The organism is Thalassomonas actiniarum, from assembly GCF_000948975.2.
GTDB classification, from domain to species: Bacteria; Pseudomonadota; Gammaproteobacteria; order Enterobacterales; family Alteromonadaceae; genus Thalassomonas; species Thalassomonas actiniarum.
The window spans coordinates 1,686,419-1,710,351 of sequence record NZ_CP059735.1 but is presented as its reverse complement, the minus strand read 5'-3'; the positions used below and the strand labels follow the sequence as shown (position 1 = coordinate 1,710,351).

Below are 23,933 nucleotides of genomic sequence, written 5' to 3'. Positions count from 1 at the left end.
GCCAGTACAATAATTAGCTAGCCTTTCGCTGATAAATGACATCAGCGGATACTCAGGAGTTAATGCGGTCAAAAAGTCACACTAAGTGTTAACAGTTCAACAGCTTTGGTTCCTACATAAAAGCAAAAAGCAGACCAAAACACAAAAACACAGCAATTACAAACAGTTAACAACACAAAGACACTGTTTTGACACAGGTTTCAAGCGTTCGAAAAGTCAGCAGAGAGATCGTCAAAAAAATGGCTAAAAGAAAAGCAAATAGGGATTAAACCAGGTTTAGCAAGCACTAAAACAACACAGAGCATTAAAAGAGATGAAAGAGGCATTAATTATGGCTTAACAGATAATACCCTCTATCAAGACGGATAACTTTATTTTCACCAATGACTAAAAAGTTAATTCAGCCATAGGCAGGTAAATCAAAACTAAAGAAACGGCTATAACAGAGCAATAACCAAGAAGCACAAGACAAAAAAGGGGAAAAACTAAGTTTTCCCCTTTAATCTATTAATACTCTGTTAACTCAAAGAAACCTTTACCTGGCTATTACCCCAGCAAACTGACCGCCGCTTGCGGGATTTGGTTTGCCTGCGACAAGATTGAAGTACCCGCCTGCTGCAAGATCTGGTTTTTGGTCATTTGCGCGGTTTCCGAGGCAAAATCGGTATCCTGAATCCGGCTGCGTGACGCAGATACGTTTTCCTGAACATTAGCCAAGTTACTTATGGTATGACTGAAACGGTTTTGCACCGCACCCAAGCCGGCACGCGACTTATCGATTTGCGCCAATGCTGCATCAATAACATCTATTGCTTCTTGGGCACCATCGGAGTTATTCCCGGAAATATCAAGCGACTCAACCGTAGTCAGAGCACCGGCACCACCAGTAGCGGTGATCGAAGCGCCTTCAGCTAAAATATCGTCAACATCAGTGCCTGAAATACCAATTTTTTCCGAAGATGACAGGGTTAAGGTGGAAGATACGCTGATATTATTGTTCGTTGCACCACCGGCCACTGCAGCACCACCTGCAACATTATTGGCAATAGTGGCGGTACCTGCGGTACCTGTCATCTGGATACCGTCAACATCTGTGGCTTTTAATGTTAGTGCGGTACCGTCAACTACTGCATCATAGCCATCAGCCTGCATTTCTTCAGCTAAACGGTTAATATCGCCACCAAAAGTCGTTAAATCATAACTATCTACCACAGCACCACCTTTTCGCATGGTGATGGTGCTATCATCAGCAGAAGTTAAACCATCTATAGTCACATCCAGTTTAGCCGTTGCCGTTACCCCTGTTGCAGCAGCATTAATAGCATCGGCAATATCAGCAGCCCCCTTATCGGTAACATCGGCATCGGCAATGCTGGTACCATTGATGTTTAAACTGGCAGTATCAACATTACCTAAGGTAGTAGCTAAATCGGTAGTAGCCGTTGCAGCAACACCGGTTACCTGAGCAATATCATTAACTTCATAGGCGCCGATAGAATCTGCCGACATATTATTTAAAGTCACATTAATGGTTTCATTGGCATTGGCCCCCACCTGGAACTGCTTAGTACCAAAAGTACCGTCAAGCAAGCTGGTGCCACCAAATTTAGTGGTTTCGGCGATACGGGTCAGCTCTTGCTGTAAATCAGCCACTTCTTTTTGCAGGGCGTCCCTGTCTTCAGATGAGTTAGAGCCATTGGCAGATTGCAGCGCCAAGTCACGCATACGTTGTAATATTGATGAGGATTCCTGCATCGCACCTTCCGCGGTTTGCGCCATGGAAATACCGTCGTTGGCATTACGCTGGGCGACACCCAGGCCGTTTACCTGGGAGGTCAAACGGTTGGCAATTTGCATCCCCGCAGCATCATCACGGGCACTGTTAATACGCATACCCGAAGATAAACGTTGCATGGACGTAGCCAAGCCTTCACTGGATCTGGACAAATTACGCTGGGCGTTAATTGACGCGGTATTGGTAACTACTGATAAAGCCATAGTAAACTCCTAATGATTTCAATTATCTCTACGTTATTAGAAGCCTGCAAAGTGAAGCCTCTTCTGTTATCTTCAAATTGCTTTGCCGATAAACGTTGTTGTTAAAAGTTGTTGTCTAAGAATCAACCTTTGCCGTTAACGCTTGTTCTTGCCTGTTAGCTCAGCGGTTATTAACCGTTCGGATGGTGGCGTTTGCCGCTGGCAAACTATTGCCACCATAAGCGGTAAATAAATGTCATACAGCGACACAAACCGAGTAAAAACAAGCGTTAAACGTTATAAAACCGTCATTTTGTTAACTCTCTGCCTATAAGAATGCAAAGGTGATGCCACTTATAAAAAAATAGTGTGTTAGATGAAATTAAACAGACTTAAGCCCTGAATTTGCGAGAAGGTTTGCTGCGCCGCCTGAAGCGACAGCTTCTGCTGTTCAAAAACAGAAATTGCTTCAGCAAAGTCCAGATCTTCAATTTTACCGCGGGAGCTGTTCACCAGCACTTCGGTATCCAAGGCAATATTTCTTTGCGTATCAATGGTTTTAAGTGTTGTACCCACTTCTGCCCGTTGGTTGGTGATATGGCTGAAAGCTTCATCAAGCTGGGTAATAATATGGTTGTAGTCCACCTGATGTTGCTTGGGATCGCTCAGGTTAGTGCCGGCGGCATCTACCCAGTCAATGGCATCTTTCAAGGTGTCATAAATGCTGACTTTATCCTGTTCATTTAAGGTGAACTGATCTCCCGGCAAAGGATTGCCATCTATGTTCACTTCCATGCCGTTAAAGGCAATGGTTTGCCCTGAAGTATAAGCAGCCGGGCCGTAAACTGCGGCGCCCGCGCCGTTGGCATCGGTTACCGTAACGTCAATGCCCCCGAAGCCATCGTCGGCAAAATCAAACTGGAACCCCGGAGTCATACCGGCGCCGTTATAAGTTTCACGGTCAACAATCACCGCCCGTTCAACATAAATATCCGGTTCTTCAGGATCGATGTCATCCACCGGAGTCGTCAGATTATCGGTATAGGTCGGCATAAAATCACCGACGATATTATCCACCTGCATAAAGACATCATCCCCGGCCTGATTAATAGGCACATAAATATTTTGTGCGATTTGCAAGTCAGACTGACCATTATCCCCTGAATAGCTCACGCTATTGTCCGGAGCTATTGAAAACGGCCTTTGCTGAGTCTGGTAGCCGGCAAAAATGTATTCGCCGGACTCACTTTTCGTGTTGCCTACATCCAGCAACTGATCCAGGCTGGAATTTAATTGTTGTGATAAAGAAGTAAATTCCTCTTCACTGTATGAGCCGTTATTGGCCTGAATGACGATATCTTTTACCTGCAGCAAAATATCCTGGGCATTAGATAAAGCGACTTCCTGCCGATTATTGCGGCTTTCCGCCTGGGTGATGTTTTTATTGAAACGCTCAATCGACATCAGTTCTTCTTTAAAGCCCAGCAGCGACAAATTTCCGACGGGGGCATCTTTAGCCGTTAACACCTGCTTGCCGGTCGAAAGATATTCTGTCTGCTTGGTAACATCAGATTGCAGCCGTCCCATATTATTGGTACTAAACTGATAAAATTGTGACGTGGAAACTCTCATCATTTAGCTCCTTAGCGCACTGACGATAAAATCGTGTCGAAGATAAGTTTCAGGCGCAACCGTCATGCTTTGAGCTAAAGCCAGCCCCCCTCTCATACTATGGACACCAAACTGATAAAATTGTGACGTGGAAACTCTCATCATTTAGCTCCTTAGCGCACTGACGATAAAATTGTGTCGAAAATAGTTTGGGCAACGGTAATGATTTGTGCCGATGCCTGATAGGCCTGCTGATACTTGAGCATATTGGCGGCTTCTTCATCGAGATTAACCCCGGATACCGCCTGATGTCGGCTTTGCGCCTGCTCAAACATGGCATCTGCCGTCAGTGCCTGGTTCTCCGTCAGGGATGCCTCTGAGCCCACGGTGGAAACACTGCTGGCAACTAACTGCGCGAAGGTTTGCGTACCGCCGTTTACCACAGTTTCATTCTGGGTTGCTGCCATTGCCAGCATATTGTTGCCGTTACCGGCGCCAAAAGCGTCACTAATGACAAACTGCTCCCTGGCATTTGGGCCAAGCCCCGCCAGGTCACCGGTAATTTCAAATTCAAATCCTGCACCTGCTATGGTAATAGGGCCAGAAGAACCGCCTGCTGGATAAGTGCCGGTCACCGGCGGTACCAAAGGACCTGTTGAGTCGGTTACCTGATAGCTAAAGACGCCGGGCGCACTTTCATAAACATCTACGGTAATCGGGGCATTGGTCTGGGCAAAGGTTTGCGCCAACACAGGGTCGGTAATATCGGTGATCGTGACGCTACCGGCGCTGACATTATTTTCATCCGCCGTCACCTGAATCGGCGAGCTGGCGGCTATCGCCTCGGGATCCGTTAAATTGACTTTAAAATCTTCCGCGGCATTTTGCGTTGGCCGGATAAGAAACTTGTCTCCGGCAGCCGGCACTCCCCCGGTTTCAGAAATTTCAATGCCCAGGGCAGGGATAGCAAAAGGTCCGGTACCTGTAGCACCCAAGGCAGTCGTCGTGCCGGTTGTTAAATTGGTTAACTGGTAACTGGCGCCGTCATATTCCACTTCGTATTCATCTGTGGTGACTAAGGTCATATCCGTGATCGCCACTGCCAGGGAAGTACCCGGGGTATTATCACTGTGACCTAAAGAGCGGCTTTGCATTGCCGAGGTGGTATTGAGATCGGCAAAAATATCGGCCCCCTGCAAACCATTGAGATCCAGCCCCTCTGCCTGGGCCTGGTTCATGGTATCGGTAATGCTCATCGCCAGCAGGTCGATATCTGCCGAAGCCTGCTTTAAGGTATTGTCGCGAAAATCAAACACCGCCGCGACCGCCCCGCCTAATGTATCTCCCTGCAGGGTATAGCTGCTGTTGATGCTGTTCATTTGCAACTGGACGTCTAACGGATCCGGGTCGCCGGCAACCACTGACATAGATAACGCCGTGGTACCGGCTACCAGGGTTTGTCCTTCCCCTATCATCACCGTCATCACGCCGTTATTGGGATCTTCAAGCGTGGTCACCTTGACATAATCATTAAGCTCATTGAGCAGGCGGTTGCGCTGGTCCAGCAAATCATTGGGTTCGCCGCTAAGGTTGCCCGCCTGCATGCCGGAGATTTCGACATTTAACCGGCCTATTTCCGCCGATATCGCCGAAATGCGATCTGCCATTTGTACCAGTTCATTATTGGCGGTCTTGGTCAGGGTGGTCATGTTCGACTGCAGATCCTGCAATTGAACGGTAATAGACTCAGCCTGGGTTAACGCCATGCTGCGCAGGGTAATATCATCCGGCTGCTCGGCAATACTGTGCAGCGAACCATAAAAACTGTCTAATGAGTTGGAGATCTGGGTGCCGTAGGTGCTCATAGTCGCGTCAAGCTGGTCGAGCTGATCACTTAACTTATTGCTGTAACTGGCATTGTTCTGCGTAATCAGTTGCTCGCGATAGGTAAAGGAATTAAATACCCGGGAGATGTCCTGTACATAGGTGCCGGAGCCTATCAGGTTATTACCCTGATAATTACCCAGGGCCTGGTTTTGCTCCACCGACTGACGGCTGTAACCGTCGGTATTAACATTGGCAATATTATGACCAACAGTGGCTAACTGTTGCTGGGACGCTAATAGTCCGCTGGTACCAGTATTAAATAGATCGATTGCCATACCCGGGCTCCTGCACATGCAAGCCTTAACAACAGGCCTTGTTTTTGTTCATGCCTGCTTTAAGAAATTGCTTAAGTGATTGCTGTTAGTTATTAAGTAAGCTGGTCACTTTGCGCATGGTGCCTAAAATCTTGTTTGCGTAATTAGGATCCGTCGCATAACCGGCTTTCTGTAGACTATGCAGGAACTGTTCCACATCACCAGATTTTTCTAAGGTGGCTTGGTATCTGTCGTTATTTGAAAGGAAATTAATGTAATCCTGGGCACTTTCCGTCAGGGATTGATAGACCCGAAACGGCGCCGATTTCTTCACCATAGCACCCTGCTCAAATTCCAGAGTATCTTTGGTGGCGCTTTCTCCCTGCCAGCGGCTGTCGGCCTTGATATTAAAGAGGTTGTTGGAGCTTTGTCCTTCTTGGGTCTGGATGATTTTTTGTCCCCAACCGGTTTCTAATGCCGCCTGGGCAATCACCACTTCAAAAGGTACGCCGAGCTTTTTCTCCACCATTTTCGCAGGCTCGGTTAATGCGGTAACAAAATCCTGCGGTTGCTCAAATCTTTCAGTTTGCGCAGTATTATTACTGGCCGCAGCCAAAGGAATATCCACTTGACGATTTTTTGACACCTGCTCCGCCGCCAAAAACTGCTCCGCCTTATTTGCAACATTAGCAGCGACATTAGCCACATTCGTGTTCCCCATATGACGTGAGTCTAACTGGCCGTCACCGCGTATCACGCTGCTTGGGGTAAAGTTATCACTACCGCCTAGCTGGCGGACAATCAAATCCGATAAACCCAGAGAGCCGTTGGCGGACAACTCCAGCGCCAGCTGCTGATCATGCATATCCCGGTAAAACTTAGTGCTCTGGGAATTGAACGGGCTGTCTGATTCAAGCACGTCCTGGGCGCTACGCATGCTTTTAAGCAGCATTTGCGTGAAGATACCTTCAAACTGTTTGGCCGCTTCTTTTAATGCCGCCTGCTTGGCACCTTCATCATCAGCGCGCGATTGTTGACGAATGGAATTTAAGCCATTAATTTCCAGGAAATTACGTGCATTAGCCAGTTCAGTTGTCATAAAAGTATCCTCGGCCGCCTTAGATGATGATCAGCTGGCCGCGTAAAGCGCCTGCCTGATCAAGGGCTTCAAGAATCGCCATCACATCTCCCGGTGCGGCGCCCACTTCATTGATGGCCCGAACAAGGGTATCCAGGGTCACCCCGGGATTAAAGACAAACATACGCGAGTCATCCTGACGCACATCAATGATCGACGAAGTGGTAGTCACCGTATCCCCTTCGGAAAAGGCATCCGGCTGGGAGACTTCCTGCTGCTCGTTAATGGTCACGGTAATGCCGCCATGGGTAATGGCCGCCGCTAACAAACGTACATCTGATCCGATCACAATCGTACCGGTGCGGGAATTCACAATCACTTTGGCCGCCGGAGAGTCTGGTTCAAATTCCAGGTTTTCCAGTACCGATAAGAAACCAACGCGGTCGGCAGCATCTCTTGGGGCATTAACCCGAACGGAAGTCGCATCTATTGCCCGTGCAGAGCCGGCAATCAAATCATTGATGGTATCCGCCAGGCGTTTGGCAGTGGTAAAGTCAGAATTACGTAAGTTAAAGGTGATATGATCACCGGTGCTAAAGGGAGATTTTACTTCCCGTTCGACCGTTGCGCCATTGGCAATACGGCCTACGGTTGGGGTATTGATAACAATTTTTGAACCGTCCAGGCCTTCGGCCCCCAGGCCGCCAACCACGAGGCTGCCCTGGGCAACCGCATAAGCATTGCCGTCGATGCCCATTAAAATAGTCTGGATCAAGGTACCGCCGCGCAGGCTCTGGGCACTGCCCATAGAGGAAACGGTAATGTCAATTTTTTGTCCCGGCTTGGTAAAGGCCGGCAGTTCGGCATGCACCGCTACCGCGGCAACATTTTTAATCTTCGGCTTTAAATTACTCGGCATGGTAATACCGAAATTGCTTAACATGGTTTTAAAGCTTTGCTCTGTAAACGGGCTTTGCTCACCGGTGCCCGGCAGGCCGACCACCAGGCCATAACCCACCAATTGGTTGGAACGCACACCGGCAACATCCGCTAAATCTTTGATACGCTGTGCCTGAACCAAGGTCGGTGTCAGGCTGTATACCATCAGGCCGCATACCACCAGGTAAGCCAATGCCATTCTAACCGCAGGAAATTGAAAAATCGTTTTCATTACAGCACCTGAACCTTAGACCCTACAAAGGCCACCATGAACTATTAAAGAATTTGGTAATTAATCCCTGCTCTTGCACCTCGGCAAAAGCACCGGTACCGGCATATTGGATACGGGCATTGGCCACCTTGCTGGAAATAATGGTGTTATCCGAGCTGATATCTTTGGCGCGGATTATGCCGGTCAGGCGGATATATTCATCACCGTTATTTAAGGTCATCCATTTTTCCCCGCGGATCATCAAGTTACCGTTGGGTAATACACGCAAAACATGTACCGAAATGTTACCCGATAAACTATTTCCCTGATCTGATTTTGAATCTCCTGAAAAATCAGACTCTTGATTCAGGCCAAACTGGATAGCATCCCCTTTGAAGTTAATGGCGTTGCCGCCAAATCCGGTGACGGGATCAAGCAAAGCAGAGTTTTCCTTAGTGATCTCGGTTTTGGCACTTTTTCTTGCCTGGGTACTCTCGCTTAAAATCACCGAGATAATATCCCCCACCTTATGGGCTTTGGAGTCGGAATATATGTTATTGACATAATTGGCTTTAAATAATGAACCGGTCGGTATTATGCTATCTTCCTCCTCTTCCGGCAGGATAGGAGCAAAGTCTGGATCATTGGGTAATACCTGTGCCTGCTCGGTGCTGGCACAGCCGGTCACGAGTGATGTCAATAATAAGGCGGTAATAACGGAAAGTTTCATAGCCGGCTCCTCAGTGCTTAAAGTTGTTGATTGATATAGCTAAGCATTTCATCAACCGCGGATATGACTTTAGAGTTCATTTCATAAACCCGCTGGCTTTCAATCAGGTTAACCAGCTCTTCTGTGGTATTAACATTGGAGGTTTCTAACGCTCCCTGCACTATCATGCCAAAACCATCCAATCCCGGAACACCTTCCTGTGGGGCACCACTAACCGCAGTTTCCACATAGAGGTTTTGTCCTACCGGCTCCAGGCCTGTGGGGTTAACAAAGTTAATGGTATTAAGCTGGCCTACTACGGCATTTTCTGCCTGGCCCTGCAGTCGTACCGAGACTTCACCGTCTTGTGAAACAATAATTTCCTGGGCGTCTTCCGGAATGGTGATCTGCGGCTGCAGCAGATAACCGGCACCCGGAGTAACCATATTGCCTTCTTCATCCAGGGTAAACTGGCCATTGCGTGAGTAGGCAGAGGTGCCGTCCGGCAGCGCAATTTCAAAAAAGCCTTCCCCCTGGATCATCAAATCCAGAGAATTGTCTGTGGTCAGCATATCTCCCTGGGTATGCATTTTCTGGGTCGCCACCACTTTAGTACCGGCGCCTAACATTAAACCCGACGGCATTTCGGTATCTTGCGCCGAACGCCCGCCCGGCTGGTTGATTGTCTGATAAAGTAAATCTTCAAATACCGCACGGCTTTTCTTAAAACCTACGGTGCTGGCATTGGCCAGGTTATTGGAAATCACCGCGATATCTTTGGTCTGAGCGTCTAAGCCAGTTTTACTGATCCATAATGCAGGATTCATAAATCACCTCGTAAAGTTAAGTTAGAAAGCGCGCAGCAAAGAAGATGCACTGGCATCGATTTCTTCAGCGGTCTTCATCATTTTCAATTGCATTTCAAATTGCCGTTGCAGGGCGATCATTTCTGTCATCTCCCCTACCGGACTGACATTACTGCCTTCTAACGTGCCACTAAGCACACTGACAGTAATATCGGCTTCAGCCACTTCGCCATCTTTTCGGCGGAACAAACCGTCATTGCCTTTTTCCATCATCCGGTTATCGGGGTTCACCAGCTTAAGCCGGCCAACTTCTTCCTGTACCGCATTCGGCGCCCCTTCCGGCTGGATCATAATGATGCCGTCACGGGTAATTTGAATATTATTGACCGGCAAAGGGATAACAAGCGGCCCCTGATCGCCGTACACCAGCTCACCGTTATTGGTTTCCAGCGCACCTTCTGCCGTTAACCTTAGCTGGCCCGAACGGGTATAGGCTTCAGAGCCATCTTCTGCCTGTACTGATAACCAGCCGTCTCCTTCGATGGCCACATCCAAAGGACGGCCGGTGGTGAGTAATGCACCACTGTCAAAGTTTTGGCTGGCGCGTTCGGTACTGGTAAAAACCCGGGTCGGTAAGCCTTCGCCAAAGGCCTGCATCGAGCGCGCCTGCGCCAAATCTGCCTTGAAACCCGTGGTTTTTGCGTTTGCCAGGTTATTGGCATTCACTGATAAGGCCTGCATATTCTGCTTAGCGCCACTCATGGCAATATAAAGCATCTTATCCATAATGAATTCCGGTCAATTAAAACTATACAGTTAATAATGCAACAAGAATGCCAATAAATAAGAAAAGAATAAAATGAAGTGTTTATAAAGAAGAAATGCCGGCAGCATTGAAGCTGAGCAGATAAGCAAACAGCCAATCGCCCTTTTCGGGCTGTTATCCATGCCCTTCATCCCGAGCATAAACCCTGTTCCTTCATATCCATTTGCAGGATTACTTATAGGATATAAGTAATTAGCTTACGCCAGGAGCCTGCTCCAGTTGAAGAACAGGTTGAAATACATCCAGGTATAACCCTGCTCCTGCATATCCATATGCTCGCAGGATTACTTACAGGATGTAAGTACTTAGCTTACGCCGGGAGCAAGCAAGCTGAAATACATCCATATATAAAAAACCCGGAAGCCTGAAACTTCCGGGTCAATCACCAAGAAAAGAATATTACCTGATTTGCAATATGGTTTGATTCAGCTGGTTATCCACTTCCAGAGCCCTTGAGTTCGCCTGGAAATTACGCTGAGCAGAGATTAAATCAATCAGCTCGGTCGTCAGGTTCACATTGGACTGCTCCAGGGCCTGCGAATTAATGGTACCGAAGGTTCCTGAGCCCGCTTCGCCCGCCAGCCCTTCGCCCGAGGCGACACTTTCCTTCCACGAGGTACCGCCGACCTGGGTCAGTCCCTGCTCATTGGCAAAATTAACCAGGCCAATACGCTGCAATGGCGTCGAAGTACCGTTACTGTACTTCGCCAGCACCAGGCCGTCGCTGTCGATTTCAATGCCGGTTAACCGGCCCACAGCCAAACCATCCTGCTCTAACGCCGTCACTTCAAAGTTTGAGGCAAACTGAGTCGGCTCATTGGCATTCGGGCCGGTACCATCGATATTAAAATCAATCTCTATGGTCTGCGTCGTATCTGAACCGTTGACCAGTAAAGGGTTACCGGAAGAGTCAGTAGCTAAGGCTTCAGTGACTATGCCCCCTTCGGTCAAATCCGGCTCCTGGCGGATAAAGTCGCCCGAGGGATCAAAATAAAGTCGCGCACCATTGACCGTCGGCACAGTCGCCGGTGTACCACCACCGACACGCCCTTCTGCAACAGCACCGGCGCCGCTACCGTCATCAATATCCACCAGTTGACCATCGACGGCGGCAAACATCATCCAGGGGTTCTCTGTTGCCGTCGGCGTTTCCTTCACAAAATAATACGTCATCACGTGACTGTCACCGAGCGAGTCGTAAATGGTTACCGAAGTAGAATGGTTATAAGTCAGCGGATCTGTATGATCGAACTCGGCAATCGGACCGGCAATGGCATCCCCCGCCGGCAAGTTCATTTTAATATCCACTTCGCTGGTCTTGGTCGGTGCGCCGGAAGAGGTCGGGATTTGTATCGGCTCTGCCGTACTTAAACTTACCGAAGCGGAAGAGCCGTCAGCATTTACCGGAAAACCCAACAAGAACTCCCCGGCAGAGTTGACAATAAAATTACTGTCGTTAAGTTTAAACTCACCGGCACGGGTATAGGACTTATCGACACTGTCCAGGGTCGGTACGGTAGCGAAGAAGCCGTTGCCGGTGATCGCTAAATCCAGCGCATTGGTAGTAAACTGCACGCTGCCCTGGGAAAATTGCTGGGCCACTTCCGAGGTTAACACACCGTCACCAACTTTGGTTTTACCCGAGGCTAATAAAGAAGAAGCATACACATCGACAAACTCGGCACGTGATTCTTTAAAGCCCGTGGTGTTCACGTTGGCGATATTGTTAGACGTTACATCAAGATCTTTCTGAGCAGCGTTCAACCCGCTCAAGGCTACATTAAAAGACATAATTACACTCCAGAAAAACTACTTTGGATTAACCTTCGGATACTTCAACAACGTCAGACAACGCCATTGAGCTACCACCATTTAAATTTAATAAAATATTACCGCCGGCACCTGCCAGGGTGACACTGTCGACTTTACGGTAAGTCATGGCCTGCAATTCAGAGGCCTTACCGTCAACTAACCCGGCAACACGGAAACGGTAATCTCCGGGAGGCGCCGCATAACCGCTTGATTCAGTACCATCCCAGGTAAAGGAAGACTCGCCGCTACCTATATTGCCTACCGGTACCGTCTGTACCACTTCACCGGCAGCATTTTCAACATAAATCACTACACTGCTGGCAGGCTCTTCGGTAATAAGTTTACCTTTGGGCATTTCACCTTCTGCCAGGGTAAAGCTGTTATCTTCCACCATAACACTGCGACCCACCAGGGACGAGGCCTGCAACGCCTGTCCCGAAGACATCGAAGAGGCAAAGTCAGTAAACTGATCGTTTAACTGGGTGACTCCGTCTGTGGTTGAAAAAGCGGTCATTTGCGAGATCATTTCGTTATTTTCCACCGGCTTGGTCGGATCCTGATAGGAAAGCTCTTTGGTTAATAGGGCAAAGAAATCTTCCTGCGTCAGCATACCGTCATCTTTATCGGCAACTTTATAGCTTTCCTGTTGCCAACGCAGACTGTCTAGGGCACTACCGCCACTTACTGTATCCACCATATTGCGCTCCTAATCAGTTACCTTTGGCCTAAGGTCAGGGTTTTCGTTACCATGCTTTTTGCCGACTCCGCCACCTGGACATTGGTCTGGTAAGAGCGCGACGCCGAGATCATGTTGGTCATTTCTTCAATAACATTGACATTGGGCTTATAAATATAACCGTCGCTGTCAGCCATGGGATGTTCGGGAGAATACTCAACATTAAGCGGTTTATCACTTTCGACTATGCCAAGGACATTCACACCGACGGAAGCATTTTGCCCCCCGGCAGCTTTTTGCATCTCTGCGGCAAAAACCGGATGCCGGGCCCGGTAAGTTTGGTCGATACTACTGCTGACACTATCGGCATTTGCGATGTTACTTGCAGTGGTATTCAAACGCACTGATTGTGCGCTCATGCCAGTGCCGGTAATGTCAAAAACGTTAAACAGGCTCATTGTTATTGCCCTCCGGTGATCGCTTTTTTCAGTCCCTTGATACGTCCGTTAAGGAATTGAAAGCTTGATTGGTATTCTAATGAATTTTCTAGATACAAGTTTCGTTCCACTTGTACATCTACGGTATTACCATCACCAGTATCCGGCTGATCAGGCACCCGAAACTCCACACCATTATTAAGTTCCATGCGAACATCAAAGTGTTTTTCATTGGTGCGGGTCATACCCATAGATTGTCTTTGAGAGGCTTGAGCAAGGGCTTTTTGAAAGTCCATCCCTTTTGCTTTATACCCTGGGGTATCCGCATTTGCGATATTACTGGCAATGACTTCGGCACGCTTTGAGCGTAATACCAGCCCGTCTGCGTGAAGTCCAAATGCCTTGTCAAGATTAATAGCCATACTGCCACCTCCAATTAGATGACAGTACTCATTCAATAATTATGCCAAGGCTAAACGTCAAATTTACGTTTTTTTCTGATAAACGATGCCGGGATTACAACGCAGCATGTCAAAATCCTGGTTGAGTCCGGAGAGAGATTCGGAGGCGCCGAGAAATAAATAACCTTTATTATTCAAAGAGCCATGAATTTGACTCAGGATCTTGGCTTTAATTTCCGGGGAAAAGTAGATAAGCACATTGCGGCAAAACACAATATCAAAGCGTCCTATCAGGCTATAGCTGCCCAACAGGTTAAGCTGCCTGAAGTTGACCATTTTTTTGACCTGGTCTTTCACCTTATACATACCATTGTCGCCCGGTTCAAAAAACTGACGTTTTCTTTCCGCCGACAAACCGCGCACTATTGCCAAACTGTCATAATGGCCATATTTACAATGCTCAAGCATGGTATTGGAGATATCTGTGCCGGTGATTTGCACGCCGCCGGGAAAAGCCCCCGGCTGGGATTGCTGCATTTCCAGCACCGACATAGCAATGGAATAGGGCTCCTGCCCGGAAGAGCTGGCCGCCGACCATATTTTTACCGGTGTCCTGCGGCCGGTAAATTCCGGCAACAGACGTTTTTTTAATAATTCAAAAGGATAATCATCGCGAAACCATAAGGTTTCATTGGTGGTCATGGCATCTATAACAGCGGCACGTAATTGCCGCTCTACCGGAGACAGGGTTCTACTGACCAGAGCGCCTAAGGTAGCGACCTCAAATTTGGCCATTAAAGGGGCTAAACGACTTTTTACCAGATATTGCTTATTTTCCCCGAGCACTATGCCGCATTGCTGTTCGAGAAAAGTTCTAAACTGATGATAACTTTTATCATCAAGCTCCTTAGATAACACTATATGCACCTGCTTGTTTAATTACTGCCAACATTAACGCTCTAGTCAATTTTCAACCATTTTTTCACGGCAGTTGCCAGCTCGTCCGGATGAAACTTGGGAATAAAATCCTGGGCCCCCACTTTTTCCACCATGGCATTATTAAAAACACCACTGAGGGAGGTATGCAGGATCACCGGCATATCACGCAACCTTTCATTACTTTTAATTTCAGCGGTTAAGGTATAACCGTCCATTTCCGGCATTTCGATATCCGAGATCAGCAAGGCGACTTTTTCACCGATAGCATGCTCACATTCAGCATCTATGGCCTTAAGCTGATCCAGGGCATCCTGGCCATTTTTTGCCAGCACCATATTCAACCCCAAAGGTTCAAGTGCCCGGCGCACCTGGTTGCGGGCAACGGTGGAGTCGTCGGCTATCATGATCACTTTATCACCGATGCTTTCACCGACCGTTTCATCAACAATTTCTTCACTGAGTTCGGTCGACACCGGGCTGATCTCATTTAAAATCTTTTCCACATCTAAAATTGACACCATTTCTTCGTCAATTTCTGTAACCGCGGTTAAATAACTGGATTTCCCCGCCCCTTCAGGCGGCGGTAAAATATCTTGCCAGCGAATATTGATAATACGCTCCACCCCGGAAACTAAAAACCCCTGAACACTGCGGTTATACTCGGCGATAATAATAAAGCAATCATCGGTTTGTTGTATCTCAGGGCCACCGGTGGCCTTACTCAAATCAATCACCGAAATGGTCTGTCCCCGGATATGGGCAACCCCTTTGATATATTTATCTTGCTTGGGTAAGTTGGTCAAACGAGGACATTGCAGTACTTCCCGCACTTTAAAAACATTGATACCAAACCGCTGTCTGCCCACCAATTTAAACATCAATAATTCGAGTCTGTTTTGTCCAACCAACTGAGTTCGCTGGTTCACTGAATCTAAAATGCCTGCCATAAAAACCTCGTTTCGAACCATGCCCCTAATATATAGAATAATTAGATAAGGCACATTTCTTGATAGTAAATGTAAATTCGAAGATATGTGCCTTTTATTTGACACAAATTGTAATTACATTAGCTTAAATTAAGCATAGCCCAGTATTTGTATTTCCCTAGCATATAGAACATAAAATTTATGAGCAAAATAAAGATTTTTATACCATTTTTATCATTAGTCACTTTGATGTCAATATCAGTTCATTCAATGACTTTTGACAGGTCCTATATCGAAAATTTTGCCAAAAAATATGTCGAAAAACACATTACCGCACCGCCCAACGGAAAAATGGAAGTGATAGTATCCGCGATAGACCCCAGGATACAGATCAAACCATGCGAATCACCACTACAGGCAAATATACCTGAAAATCACAATAGCCGAAACGTAAATATTAAAATAAGTTGTGTTGATTCAAAGTCATGGTACATTTATCTGCCGGTGAAAATCATCAACACCATTGCGGTTGTTGTTGCCAAAGAAAATATCAGCAAAGGCAGCTTACTCGACAACAGCAACCTTGAATTAGCCTACCACCAGCAAAAGAAAATACGCGGTGAATGGCAGGATAATACCGATAACCTGATTGGCGGCAAAGCTAAAAGGTCGATTTCAAAGGGCACCTTAATTACCAAGAGGAATATCTGTATGGTGTGCAAAGGTGACAGTGTCACTATTATTGCCCGCTCAGACGACTTTTCCATTAAAACCTCGGGCATCGCCCTTAAAGACGGTAATATCGGTGAACAGATCCGGGTTAAGAACAAGCGCTCAGGTAAAACCATCAGCGCCAGAATTAGTGCTATTAACCAGGTAATAATTGATTTATAATTTTTCTAAAGTTATCTCAAGTTTTGCCGATAACAAGATAGTAGAAAATGACGAGTTGCATGGGAACTTATTATGGCCATTAATATCAATAACTTGAATGCGAACAATCAAGTTAAGCAAAACCTTGAACAGCAATCAAAAGTAAAAAGCGACGGCGCACAAGCAGCAAATGCCGAGCAGGCAAAACTTGCCCGCCAGGATTCTGTCTCTATTACCCCGCAGGCAAAACAGCTGACTGAATTGCAGAAAAAAGCGGCGGATGCGCCGGTAATGGATCAAAAGAAAATTGAAAAATTAAAAATGGCCATTTCTTCCGGCGAATATAAAGTCAACCCGGAAAAACTGGCAGCCAGCATCTCCAACTTTGAGTTTAATTTGCTGTAACTTCCTAATCTAAGGCACCGGCATTATGTCTGTTGACAATACCCCAGAACAACTTCTTGCCCGGCAATTATCCCAATTGCAGGCATTAGAAACATTATTGCAAAGTGAAAAAGACATTATCATCAAGCAGTCTCCCGATGCGCTTAATGAAGTTACCGCGAAAAAAAATGACCTGTTAATGGCCATTCAAACCCTGGATAGCCACATTGGCCAAAACAGGCAATTTATTCAGGATAAAAGAGACGGCAAGTTTAGTGAAGAATTAAAGACTATCGCCTCGGTACTGGAGTCTTGCCAAAAGCAAAATCAGTTAAACGGTCAAATTATCCAGCAATCCCAACTGACGGTTGAACGCATGAAAACCAGCCTGCTTGAAAGTCACAGCAAAACCTCGCTTACCTATGACAGCAAAGGAAAAAAAAGCGGTGGCTTAAGCAGTTTAGGATTAAAAGCCTGATATTTTCAGGCACCACCCAAAAAATATTCCAACAACAGCTACCATAGCCGGCAAAAACGACTTGCGCTTATTAGTAGTATCTAACGCTTTTGATTTTTTTATCCCGCTTAAAGGACAGATAAATATCATAGACCTCTTTAAAATCTAAAGTCATTTCTGTGGTATAGGTATCGCCAACAGCATAACTTTTAACAACTTTAGCCCCGCGGATCACTCCCTGCACCGAAGACGACAGCTGATTGTTCTGGACCAACAAATCCGCCATGGATACCTTGCTGCTTACTTGCTGACCGTATACCTGTTCTGCCAGTTCGGCATAAGCCGCCAATTTGGATGCTTTTATCGCCATCAGCATACGTTGGGTTTCATGCTCGGATTTCTGCAAACTGATAGGCGCATAACCTACCGCATGGATCACCGGAAAAGTTTCCGGTTCAACCGACTCCCATGACACATGCTTATCATAAACCGAAGAGCAACCAGAGACCAACCCCAGAGACAAGGTCAGAAGTATCACTTTACCGTTAACTTTATTCATAATCTTTACCATATGTTTCAATACTACAACCACAGACATTATTGTCAGGTTATGATAATTAGCGCTTGTATACCGGCGCAGAGTAAAGCTCTGCTTTTCCATACCCGGGAGGCAACTTAGTGCTATAAACCACGGCTTCAGCTGCTCTGCTTTTATGTCAATTATCTGACATCTGCAATCACTTAGCCCCAGGCTTGTTTTACAAACTCTCGTGCTGTTTTCCAGCTCCGCGCTCCCTGCCCGGATAAACTCTCTATTGCAAAACAGTCCACCGGTTAAAATAACAATACAGGCTTGATGAGCCGAATCCTCACTATGATTATGAGTAGGCATATTCCATGCCAAAACCCACTTAACAGTAAATAATCAAGCAGGCACAGAACCTGCATATTGAAGAGCATGAATAGATCCCTCAAAGAAGTGAAATCAATATGCGTCAATGGCTAGTTATATTTGCTTTAGTTGTATCAAGTTTTTCCGTGAACAGCCAGTGGTATGAAACGCAGGGGCAAGCTTTTGTCCTTGATAATGATAAGGCCACTGCACGGACCCTGGCGATGGAGAATGCCCTGAAAAAAGCCCTGTTAGTCGCAGGAGCTTCGGTATCTAGCATTCAGCAAGTCGTAAACGGTTTACTGTTACAGGATGAACTGAGTATCAGGGCCAGCGGCAGCGTTAATTCCATCGAAATAATTGATGAGAGCTATAGCGGTAACCAGGTAAACATCACTATCCGGGCGGATATCTTTCCACAGGAAAAACAATGCTTTTCTGCTGACTTTAGAAAGTCCCTGCTATTGACCAAAAGCAACTTAATACACAGGGAGCAGGCAAATATCGGAGAGATCTATGCCCTTGACGCTATGTTAATGAAAGTACTCTCTAAAAAAATAAAATCAGACAGCCAGTATATAAAAACCAAGCTCGCCCTTAAAAACAAAACCAATTTCTCCAGACTTAACCAGAGCCTGGCATACGAAGAAATTAAAGCCCTGAGTATGTCGCTGGCGGATCTCACCGACAGTCAGTACATACTGTTTACAGAAATAGCCGACTTATCTTTTGCCAATGAAAATAACAACCAATGGCAGTTTTGGCAGGAAAACATGTATGACCGTCACTTGGGCTTATCTTTCTATCTATATAACGGCATCAACGGCGAGATGATCCTGGAAAAACAATATCAAAGAAAAGCTCCCTGGAGCTTTGGCCGCCGCCAGGTAGTAGATTTAGCCGGGAGAGATTTCTGGCAAAGCCACTATGGCTTAATGACAGAGCAAACCCTGAATGAATTTGTCCGCCTGCTTGATGAGAATATGATGTGTGAGCCCACCCGGGGTAAAATCGTCAAGGTCAGCGGTAATGAACTCACCTTCAATTTAGGCAGCCAGCACGGTGTTAAGATTGGTGATGAATTTTCCTTATTACACCTGAATAATTTTCAAGCGGATAACGGTAAACAATATGCCGGCTTTAATGTCAGCTCTTATAAAGTCAAAGTCACTCAGGTTAACCGGCAAAGTGCGAGCGCCACCACAACCGATGATCATTTACTGGGCAATATCCAGATAAACGACCTGGTTGTCCGTTATTGATATTACTTTATTGAGGAAAACAAAAGGGCAAGCCCAGGATAAATTAAAACGAAGTTAACTCAACCGCGGATAAAAATCGCACACAAAACGTTCAAAAGATACAAACATAAGGCAGTAAAGTGAAAAAAATGCCATTTAGCCCTTTACTGCCGACAAATATTTGATAATCTTTGCCTTCTCAAGTGTGACTTCGTAGCTCAGCTGGATAGAGCAGCCCCCTCCTAAGGGGCAGGTCGTGGGTTCGACTCCCTCCGAGGTCGCCATTTTTCTCTCAGTGCCAGCAATTAATAAATTGACACTAATTCCTAATAACATAAGCATGTGATGGTGCAGCCTCCTGTGCCTATTTACTGCGAATTGTTAAGAGAAAAGCCTCATCATTATTCGCTATAACAGTAATGACTGATTAACAGAGTTGGCAGCTTACCCCCTCCCTCAAAAAACAAAAGAACACCTTGCAAAGCAACATGTTACAAAGAAAGCTCTTAGCATTTCCTTCACCTTAGACAGAAAAATTAATCATTGTTTTTATAACCCCGATTCTTTACTTCAATTTAAAGCTATCTATACTAAATTTATCGGGTGGTCAATATATAAACAAACTCTCTCAAATACCTCCCTTTACTAAACTTTTTATTATGACGGTTAGTGTGTCATGCCAAAAAATTTAAATACTAATTAGAGTTTTCCAGGGAAATAAAATCTTCGTATAGCTGGCAGTGCTTTTATCTGACATCAGATAACGGCATGTGTCGTGGCCTAATTATATCTATGAGGATTAATTATGAGGTTGTTAATCGCCTGCTCGGTACTTTCCTTCATTATCTTCCTGATTAGTCAAAAAGTTATTGCCGTGCCATTCGATGCCGAAATAACCGGTAACCCAACTGCCGCAAACAGCAATGCACAACAAAGCGAAAATAAAGATGCCCGGCAGGCCGGCATACAAAAACTCAGTGATGAAATTGATAAATACCAGGCTGCTGTTGAAGAAATAGAATCCACAGAAGGCATGTACAGCGAACAGCTTGCGCAAAAACTGGTCAACCTGGGCAATATTTACCAGCATTACGATAAACATGAAGATGCGGTTCAGGTATATAAACGGGCACTGCATCTGAGCCGGATTAATGAAGGCCTGTATTCATTAACCCAAATCCCGGTTTTGGAAAAAATGATCGAAAGCTACAAAAAAAGAAAACAATGGGAGCAGGTGAATGACAGGTATTATTACATGTACTGGTTATATGCCAGAAATTTTGATGATATGGATATAAACCGCCTCGATATGGAACTGCAAATCGCCAACTGGCATTTAGAAGCTTATGCCATGCAATTGTTACCGGATCCGACTCAGGACTTGATCTATTCCTACTCCTTATTTGATCGGGCGGTCAACCTGATCACCAATACCTATGGTGAAACAGATGAACGCTTGATCACACCGTTAAATGGCCTGATGTTAACCAATTACTTTATTGCCTCCCATGTCATGCGCAGTTCGGTTGAAAAGGTTTATGCCATGAATGAACAGCTTCAGGTGCAAATGAAAAAATCCGATATTCTCATCGCAGAAATGAAGCGTAAAAGCTTTGTGACCGGAAAAAAAATCATCCAGCGAAAATTAACAGTTTTGCAAGGACAGAAACAAGTTGATCATCAGGCAATTGCCAAGGTCAAGCTCAAACTGGCCGACTGGTTTCTGATGCATAACAAAAGACAAACAGCTTTGCGTCATTACCAGCAAGCCTATGACTACGCAGTGACAACAGATAAAAACAAAGAATTTCTCGAGCAATTATTCAGTCAGCCTGTGGCTTTGCCCCATTACCCCAACCTGCAGCAAAGAACCCGGGCCATTAAAAGTGATACCGAACTCACCACCGGTGTACGGTATGTCCACGCCACCTTAGATGTCACTAAATATGGTAAAGCAAGAAACATTAAGATTGTCAGCTCTAATCCGCCGGATAACAGCCCAATTAAAACTAAGGCATTGAAGTCATTAAGAACAACAAAGTTTCGTCCTCAAATTTCTGATGGCATGACCATCTTTACCGAGCAACTGCAGCTGCATGTATTTCCTGAGTAATAACAAGGCCAGAATGATGAATAAATCTACAATTACGATAATAATAACCTCTTTACTCTTGTGTATGTCCGGCTGTCAATCAACACAAGAGCAACAGAGCAAGCCATCAACTTCATCTCCCAGTAGTCCTTCGAGTTCGAGCTCAAGCTCTTCATCCAGTTCCAGTTCCAGTTCCAGTTCCAGTTCCAGTTCCAGTTCCAGTTCTGGTGCATCTGATGCCAGCACTTCATCCAGCCCAAGTTCGGCTCAGTCTCAACAGCAAGGCCCGTCAGCAAGCACCAGCAGTAGTTCGGCTAACCAGGGCAGTCAATCTGATGGCTCCCCACAAGCTGATGCTGGCAGCACAGAATCAGCGTCAACGCAGCAAAGCGGTGATAGCAGCGATAACAATGAACAATCTGAAAATAGTGAGGATATGGCCGGCACTAACTCAGAAAGCTCCAGTGACGATATTGACTTTTCGGAAGAGGAAGTCACGGCCTCCAGCTCATCCAGTCAATCTCAAACAAGTGAAAGCAGTGCTTCGGCTCAATCATCATCCCAATCTTCGGCCAGTGCCAGTGCCAGTGCCAGTGCCAGTGCCAGTCAGGCAAGCAAAGCATCATCAGGTTCTCATGCAAATCAAAATAACTCGTCCCAACCTGCCGCTGCTGCCGGGGGACATGCTTCAACTCAATCGACAAATTCAAATCCAGCCGCTTCCCCGGGCCAGCAGCCGGGGGGGAATGCAGCCCCCGCCGGAGGCGTGATCAATCCCCGAACCCGGGGCGAACAAGTGGCCGAGCTTGATGAACGGCTTAACAGCTCAATGAGTGATTACGACGGCATGATTTTAAGCGAACGGGAATATATTCAAAATAAAGGCGCCGAGCAGGGCAGCGAACAGGCGGTTGCTAACGCAGGACCTTTATATGATGATGTATTAAATGGCGCAGAGGCCAGTGCCACGGCAAAAACATCGGGCGCACCGGAGCAAGCCGCCTTTCCCTCGAGTTCGGGCGGTATGCCGGAGTTGCCTTCTTCCCAAAGGGAAGGTGATTATCAGCATAACCAAACTGTTTATACCCCCCCTGCCGATATCCCAAGCGGTAACGATGATGACGTCGTTGCCCGACAAATCAGGGAAGCGGCATTAAAAGAAGCCGACCCCAAATTACGGGAGAAGCTGTGGGACGAATACCGTAAATACAAAAACCAGACCAAAGGCCATTAAGCTATGAACCGACTATTGTCCAATACAGTTATTTTCTTGTTGCTGTTGTCGACCTTGTCAGTTACCGGGTGCAAAACAACAGAGATAAAAACCACCGAACAGATCCCCGTAGTCCATGAAACGGCGGATATCCCGGAGAACGAGTTACTTGATATCGGCATCCGGATTTTTGATCCCGGCTTGGAAAACCTGGAGCAATTGGATGAAGATACCCTGGTTTTTCCCGAGATCCGCATAGCCGAAGCCAGTTTTTTCCCTTACCTGTTAATGGAAGCCTTACAGTCAAGCGGCGCCTGGGGAGCCGTCCGGGTTGTGCCTGCAGGACATGACTCGGTGGATGTTTTGGTCAAAGGGGATATTATCCAGTCCGACGGCGAACAGCTCATTGTTATGGTAGATGTCGTCGACTCCCGGGGGCATCACTGGTTTAACAAGCAATACGCCCAAAAAGCCAGCCGCTACTCTTACGACAAGAAAACCCAGTTAAGGTACGAACCTTTCCAAAATATTTATAACCGTATCAGTAATGACCTTAACGAATACCGAAAATCACTCACTTCACAGCAACTGGTCGAATTAAGGCTGGTCTCTGAATTAAAGTTTGCCAAAGACTTCTCGCCGCAAACCTTCTCCGAGCATTTATCACAAGATGAATCCGGCCTTTATCTTATCAACCGTCTGCCCGCCGAAAACGACCCTATGCTGGCACGCATCAAGCAAATCCGCGAGCGCGATTACCTGTTCGTAGATACCTTACAGGAATATTACAGCAGCTACGCCAAAGAGATGAAAGCCCCTTACAAGCAGTGGCGCAGTGAGAGTTACAACGAAGTGATCGCCATGCGTAAAATGAAAGACAAAGCCTTAAATCAGAAAATGATCGGTGCCGCCGCCATTATCGCCGGTATTTATGGTGCGGGCAGCTCCACCGGCTCCGCCAGGGCTGCAAGCAGCGTTGCCGTTGCCGGAGGCGCCTATGTGCTCAAAGACGGATTTGAGCGTGATGCCGATGCACAAATTCACATCGAAGCACTGCAGGAGCTGGGGGATTCATTACAGGCAAGTATCGAATCTCAGGTAATAGAACTCGAAGACAGAACCGTCACGCTATCCGGTACAGTCGATAACCAATACCAGCAATGGAAAAAAATATTACAAGAGATTTATCAATCAGAAACCGGAAATTAACCTTGCCTTAAAGTAAAAATAACCGTGGGTGAGAGTGATTTTTGGACTATAAATAACAATAGATACTAATAAAACTCAAGCAT

23 protein-coding genes and 1 tRNA gene are annotated in these 23,933 nt (G+C 46.4%); 8 read left to right on the top strand and 16 right to left on the bottom strand.

All coding sequences use genetic code 11. From position 1 onward, the window contains the following. Positions 1–546: 546 nt before the first annotated feature. The 14 genes from SG35_RS07525 to SG35_RS07460 all read right to left on the bottom strand — a co-directional run bounded on the left by SG35_RS07525 (position 547) and on the right by SG35_RS07460 (position 15,510). Complete coding sequence (locus tag SG35_RS07525; RefSeq protein ID WP_044830655.1) at positions 547–1,998, bottom strand: flagellin; 1,452 nt, start codon at positions 1,996–1,998, stop codon at positions 547–549. A 351-nt stretch (positions 1,999–2,349) separates the two neighbouring features. Continuing rightward, positions 2,350–3,612 (bottom strand): flagellar hook-associated protein FlgL, encoded by a 1,263-nt coding sequence (gene flgL / locus SG35_RS07520; protein ID WP_084692431.1) that lies wholly within the window; start codon positions 3,610–3,612, stop codon positions 2,350–2,352. 149 nt (positions 3,613–3,761) lie between these two features. Further along, complete coding sequence (gene flgK, locus SG35_RS07515) at positions 3,762–5,750, bottom strand: flagellar hook-associated protein FlgK (RefSeq protein ID WP_044830653.1); 1,989 nt, start codon at positions 5,748–5,750, stop codon at positions 3,762–3,764. Between the two features lie 85 nt (positions 5,751–5,835). Beyond that, positions 5,836–6,828, bottom strand: coding sequence for a flagellar assembly peptidoglycan hydrolase FlgJ (gene flgJ, locus SG35_RS07510; protein WP_044830652.1), 993 nt, complete (start codon positions 6,826–6,828; stop codon positions 5,836–5,838). Positions 6,829–6,847: 19 nt separating this feature from the next. Beyond that, a complete protein-coding gene (locus tag SG35_RS07505) occupies positions 6,848–7,912 on the bottom strand; it encodes a flagellar basal body P-ring protein FlgI (protein ID WP_044830906.1) in 1,065 nt (354 codons plus the stop codon). An 88-nt stretch (positions 7,913–8,000) separates the two neighbouring features. Continuing rightward, positions 8,001–8,687, bottom strand: a complete 687-nt coding sequence (flgH, locus tag SG35_RS07500; protein ID WP_044830651.1) for a flagellar basal body L-ring protein FlgH — start codon at positions 8,685–8,687, stop codon at positions 8,001–8,003. Between the two features lie 17 nt (positions 8,688–8,704). Further along, complete coding sequence (gene flgG, locus SG35_RS07495; RefSeq protein ID WP_044830650.1) at positions 8,705–9,493, bottom strand: flagellar basal-body rod protein FlgG; 789 nt, start codon at positions 9,491–9,493, stop codon at positions 8,705–8,707. A gap of 21 nt (positions 9,494–9,514) precedes the next feature. Next, positions 9,515–10,258 carry a flagellar basal-body rod protein FlgF gene (gene flgF, locus SG35_RS07490; protein ID WP_044830649.1) on the bottom strand — a complete coding sequence of 248 codons (744 nt, stop codon included), beginning with the start codon at positions 10,256–10,258 and terminating at the stop codon, positions 9,515–9,517. 439 nt (positions 10,259–10,697) lie between these two features. After that, on the bottom strand, positions 10,698–12,089 hold the full coding sequence (gene flgE, locus SG35_RS07485) for a flagellar hook protein FlgE (protein ID WP_044830648.1): 1,392 nt from the start codon (positions 12,087–12,089) through the stop codon (positions 10,698–10,700). 28 nt (positions 12,090–12,117) lie between these two features. Beyond that, positions 12,118–12,807, bottom strand: a complete 690-nt coding sequence (locus SG35_RS07480) for a flagellar hook assembly protein FlgD (RefSeq protein ID WP_236702502.1) — start codon at positions 12,805–12,807, stop codon at positions 12,118–12,120. Positions 12,808–12,824: 17 nt separating this feature from the next. Next, a complete protein-coding gene (flgC, locus tag SG35_RS07475) occupies positions 12,825–13,244 on the bottom strand; it encodes a flagellar basal body rod protein FlgC (RefSeq protein WP_044830647.1) in 420 nt (139 codons plus the stop codon). Positions 13,245–13,246: 2 nt separating this feature from the next. After that, positions 13,247–13,645, bottom strand: coding sequence for a flagellar basal body rod protein FlgB (flgB, locus tag SG35_RS07470; RefSeq protein WP_044830646.1), 399 nt, complete (start codon positions 13,643–13,645; stop codon positions 13,247–13,249). Between the two features lie 63 nt (positions 13,646–13,708). Continuing rightward, positions 13,709–14,542: a CheR family methyltransferase gene (locus SG35_RS07465; RefSeq protein WP_044830645.1), complete on the bottom strand. Its 834-nt coding sequence runs from the start codon at positions 14,540–14,542 to the stop codon at positions 13,709–13,711. Positions 14,543–14,583: 41 nt separating this feature from the next. Then, positions 14,584–15,510, bottom strand: a complete 927-nt coding sequence (locus tag SG35_RS07460) for a chemotaxis protein (protein ID WP_044830644.1) — start codon at positions 15,508–15,510, stop codon at positions 14,584–14,586. Between the two features lie 249 nt (positions 15,511–15,759). On the opposite strand from SG35_RS07460, the gene flgA reads away from it, so the two are divergent. The 3 genes from flgA to SG35_RS07445 all read left to right on the top strand — a co-directional run bounded on the left by flgA (position 15,760) and on the right by SG35_RS07445 (position 17,224). After that, complete coding sequence (gene flgA / locus SG35_RS07455; RefSeq protein WP_269082154.1) at positions 15,760–16,383, top strand: flagellar basal body P-ring formation chaperone FlgA; 624 nt, start codon at positions 15,760–15,762, stop codon at positions 16,381–16,383. A 72-nt stretch (positions 16,384–16,455) separates the two neighbouring features. Further along, positions 16,456–16,767: a flagellar biosynthesis anti-sigma factor FlgM gene (gene flgM / locus SG35_RS07450; RefSeq protein ID WP_044830642.1), complete on the top strand. Its 312-nt coding sequence runs from the start codon at positions 16,456–16,458 to the stop codon at positions 16,765–16,767. A 25-nt stretch (positions 16,768–16,792) separates the two neighbouring features. Then, positions 16,793–17,224 carry a flagella synthesis protein FlgN gene (locus SG35_RS07445; RefSeq protein WP_044830641.1) on the top strand — a complete coding sequence of 144 codons (432 nt, stop codon included), beginning with the start codon at positions 16,793–16,795 and terminating at the stop codon, positions 17,222–17,224. Positions 17,225–17,294: 70 nt separating this feature from the next. Here SG35_RS07445 and SG35_RS07440 read toward each other — a convergent pair whose 3' ends face one another. After that, on the bottom strand, positions 17,295–17,762 hold the full coding sequence (locus SG35_RS07440; RefSeq protein WP_044830904.1) for an LPP20 family lipoprotein: 468 nt from the start codon (positions 17,760–17,762) through the stop codon (positions 17,295–17,297). A gap of 431 nt (positions 17,763–18,193) precedes the next feature. Here SG35_RS07440 and SG35_RS07435 point away from each other — a divergent pair, with 431 nt between their 5' ends. The 3 genes from SG35_RS07435 (at position 18,194) to SG35_RS07425 (ending at position 21,449) form a co-directional block, all read left to right on the top strand. Continuing rightward, positions 18,194–19,357 carry a flagella assembly protein FlgT gene (locus SG35_RS07435; protein WP_044830640.1) on the top strand — a complete coding sequence of 388 codons (1,164 nt, stop codon included), beginning with the start codon at positions 18,194–18,196 and terminating at the stop codon, positions 19,355–19,357. A 186-nt stretch (positions 19,358–19,543) separates the two neighbouring features. Then, positions 19,544–19,620, top strand: a tRNA-Arg gene (locus SG35_RS07430). A gap of 521 nt (positions 19,621–20,141) precedes the next feature. Further along, positions 20,142–21,449 carry a hypothetical protein gene (locus tag SG35_RS07425; protein WP_044830639.1) on the top strand — a complete coding sequence of 436 codons (1,308 nt, stop codon included), beginning with the start codon at positions 20,142–20,144 and terminating at the stop codon, positions 21,447–21,449. 75 nt (positions 21,450–21,524) lie between these two features. On the opposite strand, the gene SG35_RS07420 is transcribed toward SG35_RS07425, so the two are convergent. Beyond that, positions 21,525–21,674 carry a hypothetical protein gene (locus tag SG35_RS07420; protein WP_160298208.1) on the bottom strand — a complete coding sequence of 50 codons (150 nt, stop codon included), beginning with the start codon at positions 21,672–21,674 and terminating at the stop codon, positions 21,525–21,527. 190 nt (positions 21,675–21,864) lie between these two features. Between SG35_RS07420 and SG35_RS07415 the strand changes: the two genes are divergently transcribed. Beyond that, positions 21,865–22,662, top strand: coding sequence for a hypothetical protein (locus tag SG35_RS07415; RefSeq protein ID WP_053042751.1), 798 nt, complete (start codon positions 21,865–21,867; stop codon positions 22,660–22,662). A gap of 3 nt (positions 22,663–22,665) precedes the next feature. Continuing rightward, positions 22,666–23,850 carry a hypothetical protein gene (locus tag SG35_RS07410; RefSeq protein WP_044830638.1) on the top strand — a complete coding sequence of 395 codons (1,185 nt, stop codon included), beginning with the start codon at positions 22,666–22,668 and terminating at the stop codon, positions 23,848–23,850. Positions 23,851–23,933: the final 83 nt, after the last annotated feature.

Bases quoted from the DNA above. Each gene is read 5' to 3' on its own strand.
- SG35_RS07525 (WP_044830655.1), bottom strand. From the start codon at position 1,998: ATGGCTTTATCAGTAGTTACCAATACCGCGTCAATTAACGCCCAGCGT.
- flgL (WP_084692431.1), bottom strand. From the start codon at position 3,612: ATGATGAGAGTTTCCACGTCACAATTTTATCAGTTTAGTACCAATAAT.
- flgK (WP_044830653.1), bottom strand. From the start codon at position 5,750: ATGGCAATCGATCTATTTAATACTGGTACCAGCGGACTATTAGCGTCC.
- flgJ (WP_044830652.1), bottom strand. From the start codon at position 6,828: ATGACAACTGAACTGGCTAATGCACGTAATTTCCTGGAAATTAATGGC.
- SG35_RS07505 (WP_044830906.1), bottom strand. From the start codon at position 7,912: ATGGTATACAGCCTGACACCGACCTTGGTTCAGGCACAGCGTATCAAA.
- flgH (WP_044830651.1), bottom strand. From the start codon at position 8,687: ATGAAACTTTCCGTTATTACCGCCTTATTATTGACATCACTCGTGACC.
- flgG (WP_044830650.1), bottom strand. From the start codon at position 9,493: ATGAATCCTGCATTATGGATCAGTAAAACTGGCTTAGACGCTCAGACC.
- flgF (WP_044830649.1), bottom strand. From the start codon at position 10,258: ATGGATAAGATGCTTTATATTGCCATGAGTGGCGCTAAGCAGAATATG.
- flgE (WP_044830648.1), bottom strand. From the start codon at position 12,089: ATGTCTTTTAATGTAGCCTTGAGCGGGTTGAACGCTGCTCAGAAAGAT.
- SG35_RS07480 (WP_236702502.1), bottom strand. From the start codon at position 12,807: ATGGTGGATACAGTAAGTGGCGGTAGTGCCCTAGACAGTCTGCGTTGG.
- flgC (WP_044830647.1), bottom strand. From the start codon at position 13,244: ATGAGCCTGTTTAACGTTTTTGACATTACCGGCACTGGCATGAGCGCA.
- flgB (WP_044830646.1), bottom strand. From the start codon at position 13,645: ATGGCTATTAATCTTGACAAGGCATTTGGACTTCACGCAGACGGGCTG.
- SG35_RS07460 (WP_044830644.1), bottom strand. From the start codon at position 15,510: ATGGCAGGCATTTTAGATTCAGTGAACCAGCGAACTCAGTTGGTTGGA.
- flgA (WP_269082154.1), top strand. From the start codon at position 15,760: ATGACTTTTGACAGGTCCTATATCGAAAATTTTGCCAAAAAATATGTC.
- flgM (WP_044830642.1), top strand. From the start codon at position 16,456: ATGGCCATTAATATCAATAACTTGAATGCGAACAATCAAGTTAAGCAA.
- SG35_RS07445 (WP_044830641.1), top strand. From the start codon at position 16,793: ATGTCTGTTGACAATACCCCAGAACAACTTCTTGCCCGGCAATTATCC.
- SG35_RS07440 (WP_044830904.1), bottom strand. From the start codon at position 17,762: ATGAATAAAGTTAACGGTAAAGTGATACTTCTGACCTTGTCTCTGGGG.
- SG35_RS07435 (WP_044830640.1), top strand. From the start codon at position 18,194: ATGCGTCAATGGCTAGTTATATTTGCTTTAGTTGTATCAAGTTTTTCC.
- SG35_RS07425 (WP_044830639.1), top strand. From the start codon at position 20,142: ATGAGGTTGTTAATCGCCTGCTCGGTACTTTCCTTCATTATCTTCCTG.
- SG35_RS07415 (WP_053042751.1), top strand. From the start codon at position 21,865: ATGGCCGGCACTAACTCAGAAAGCTCCAGTGACGATATTGACTTTTCG.
- SG35_RS07410 (WP_044830638.1), top strand. From the start codon at position 22,666: ATGAACCGACTATTGTCCAATACAGTTATTTTCTTGTTGCTGTTGTCG.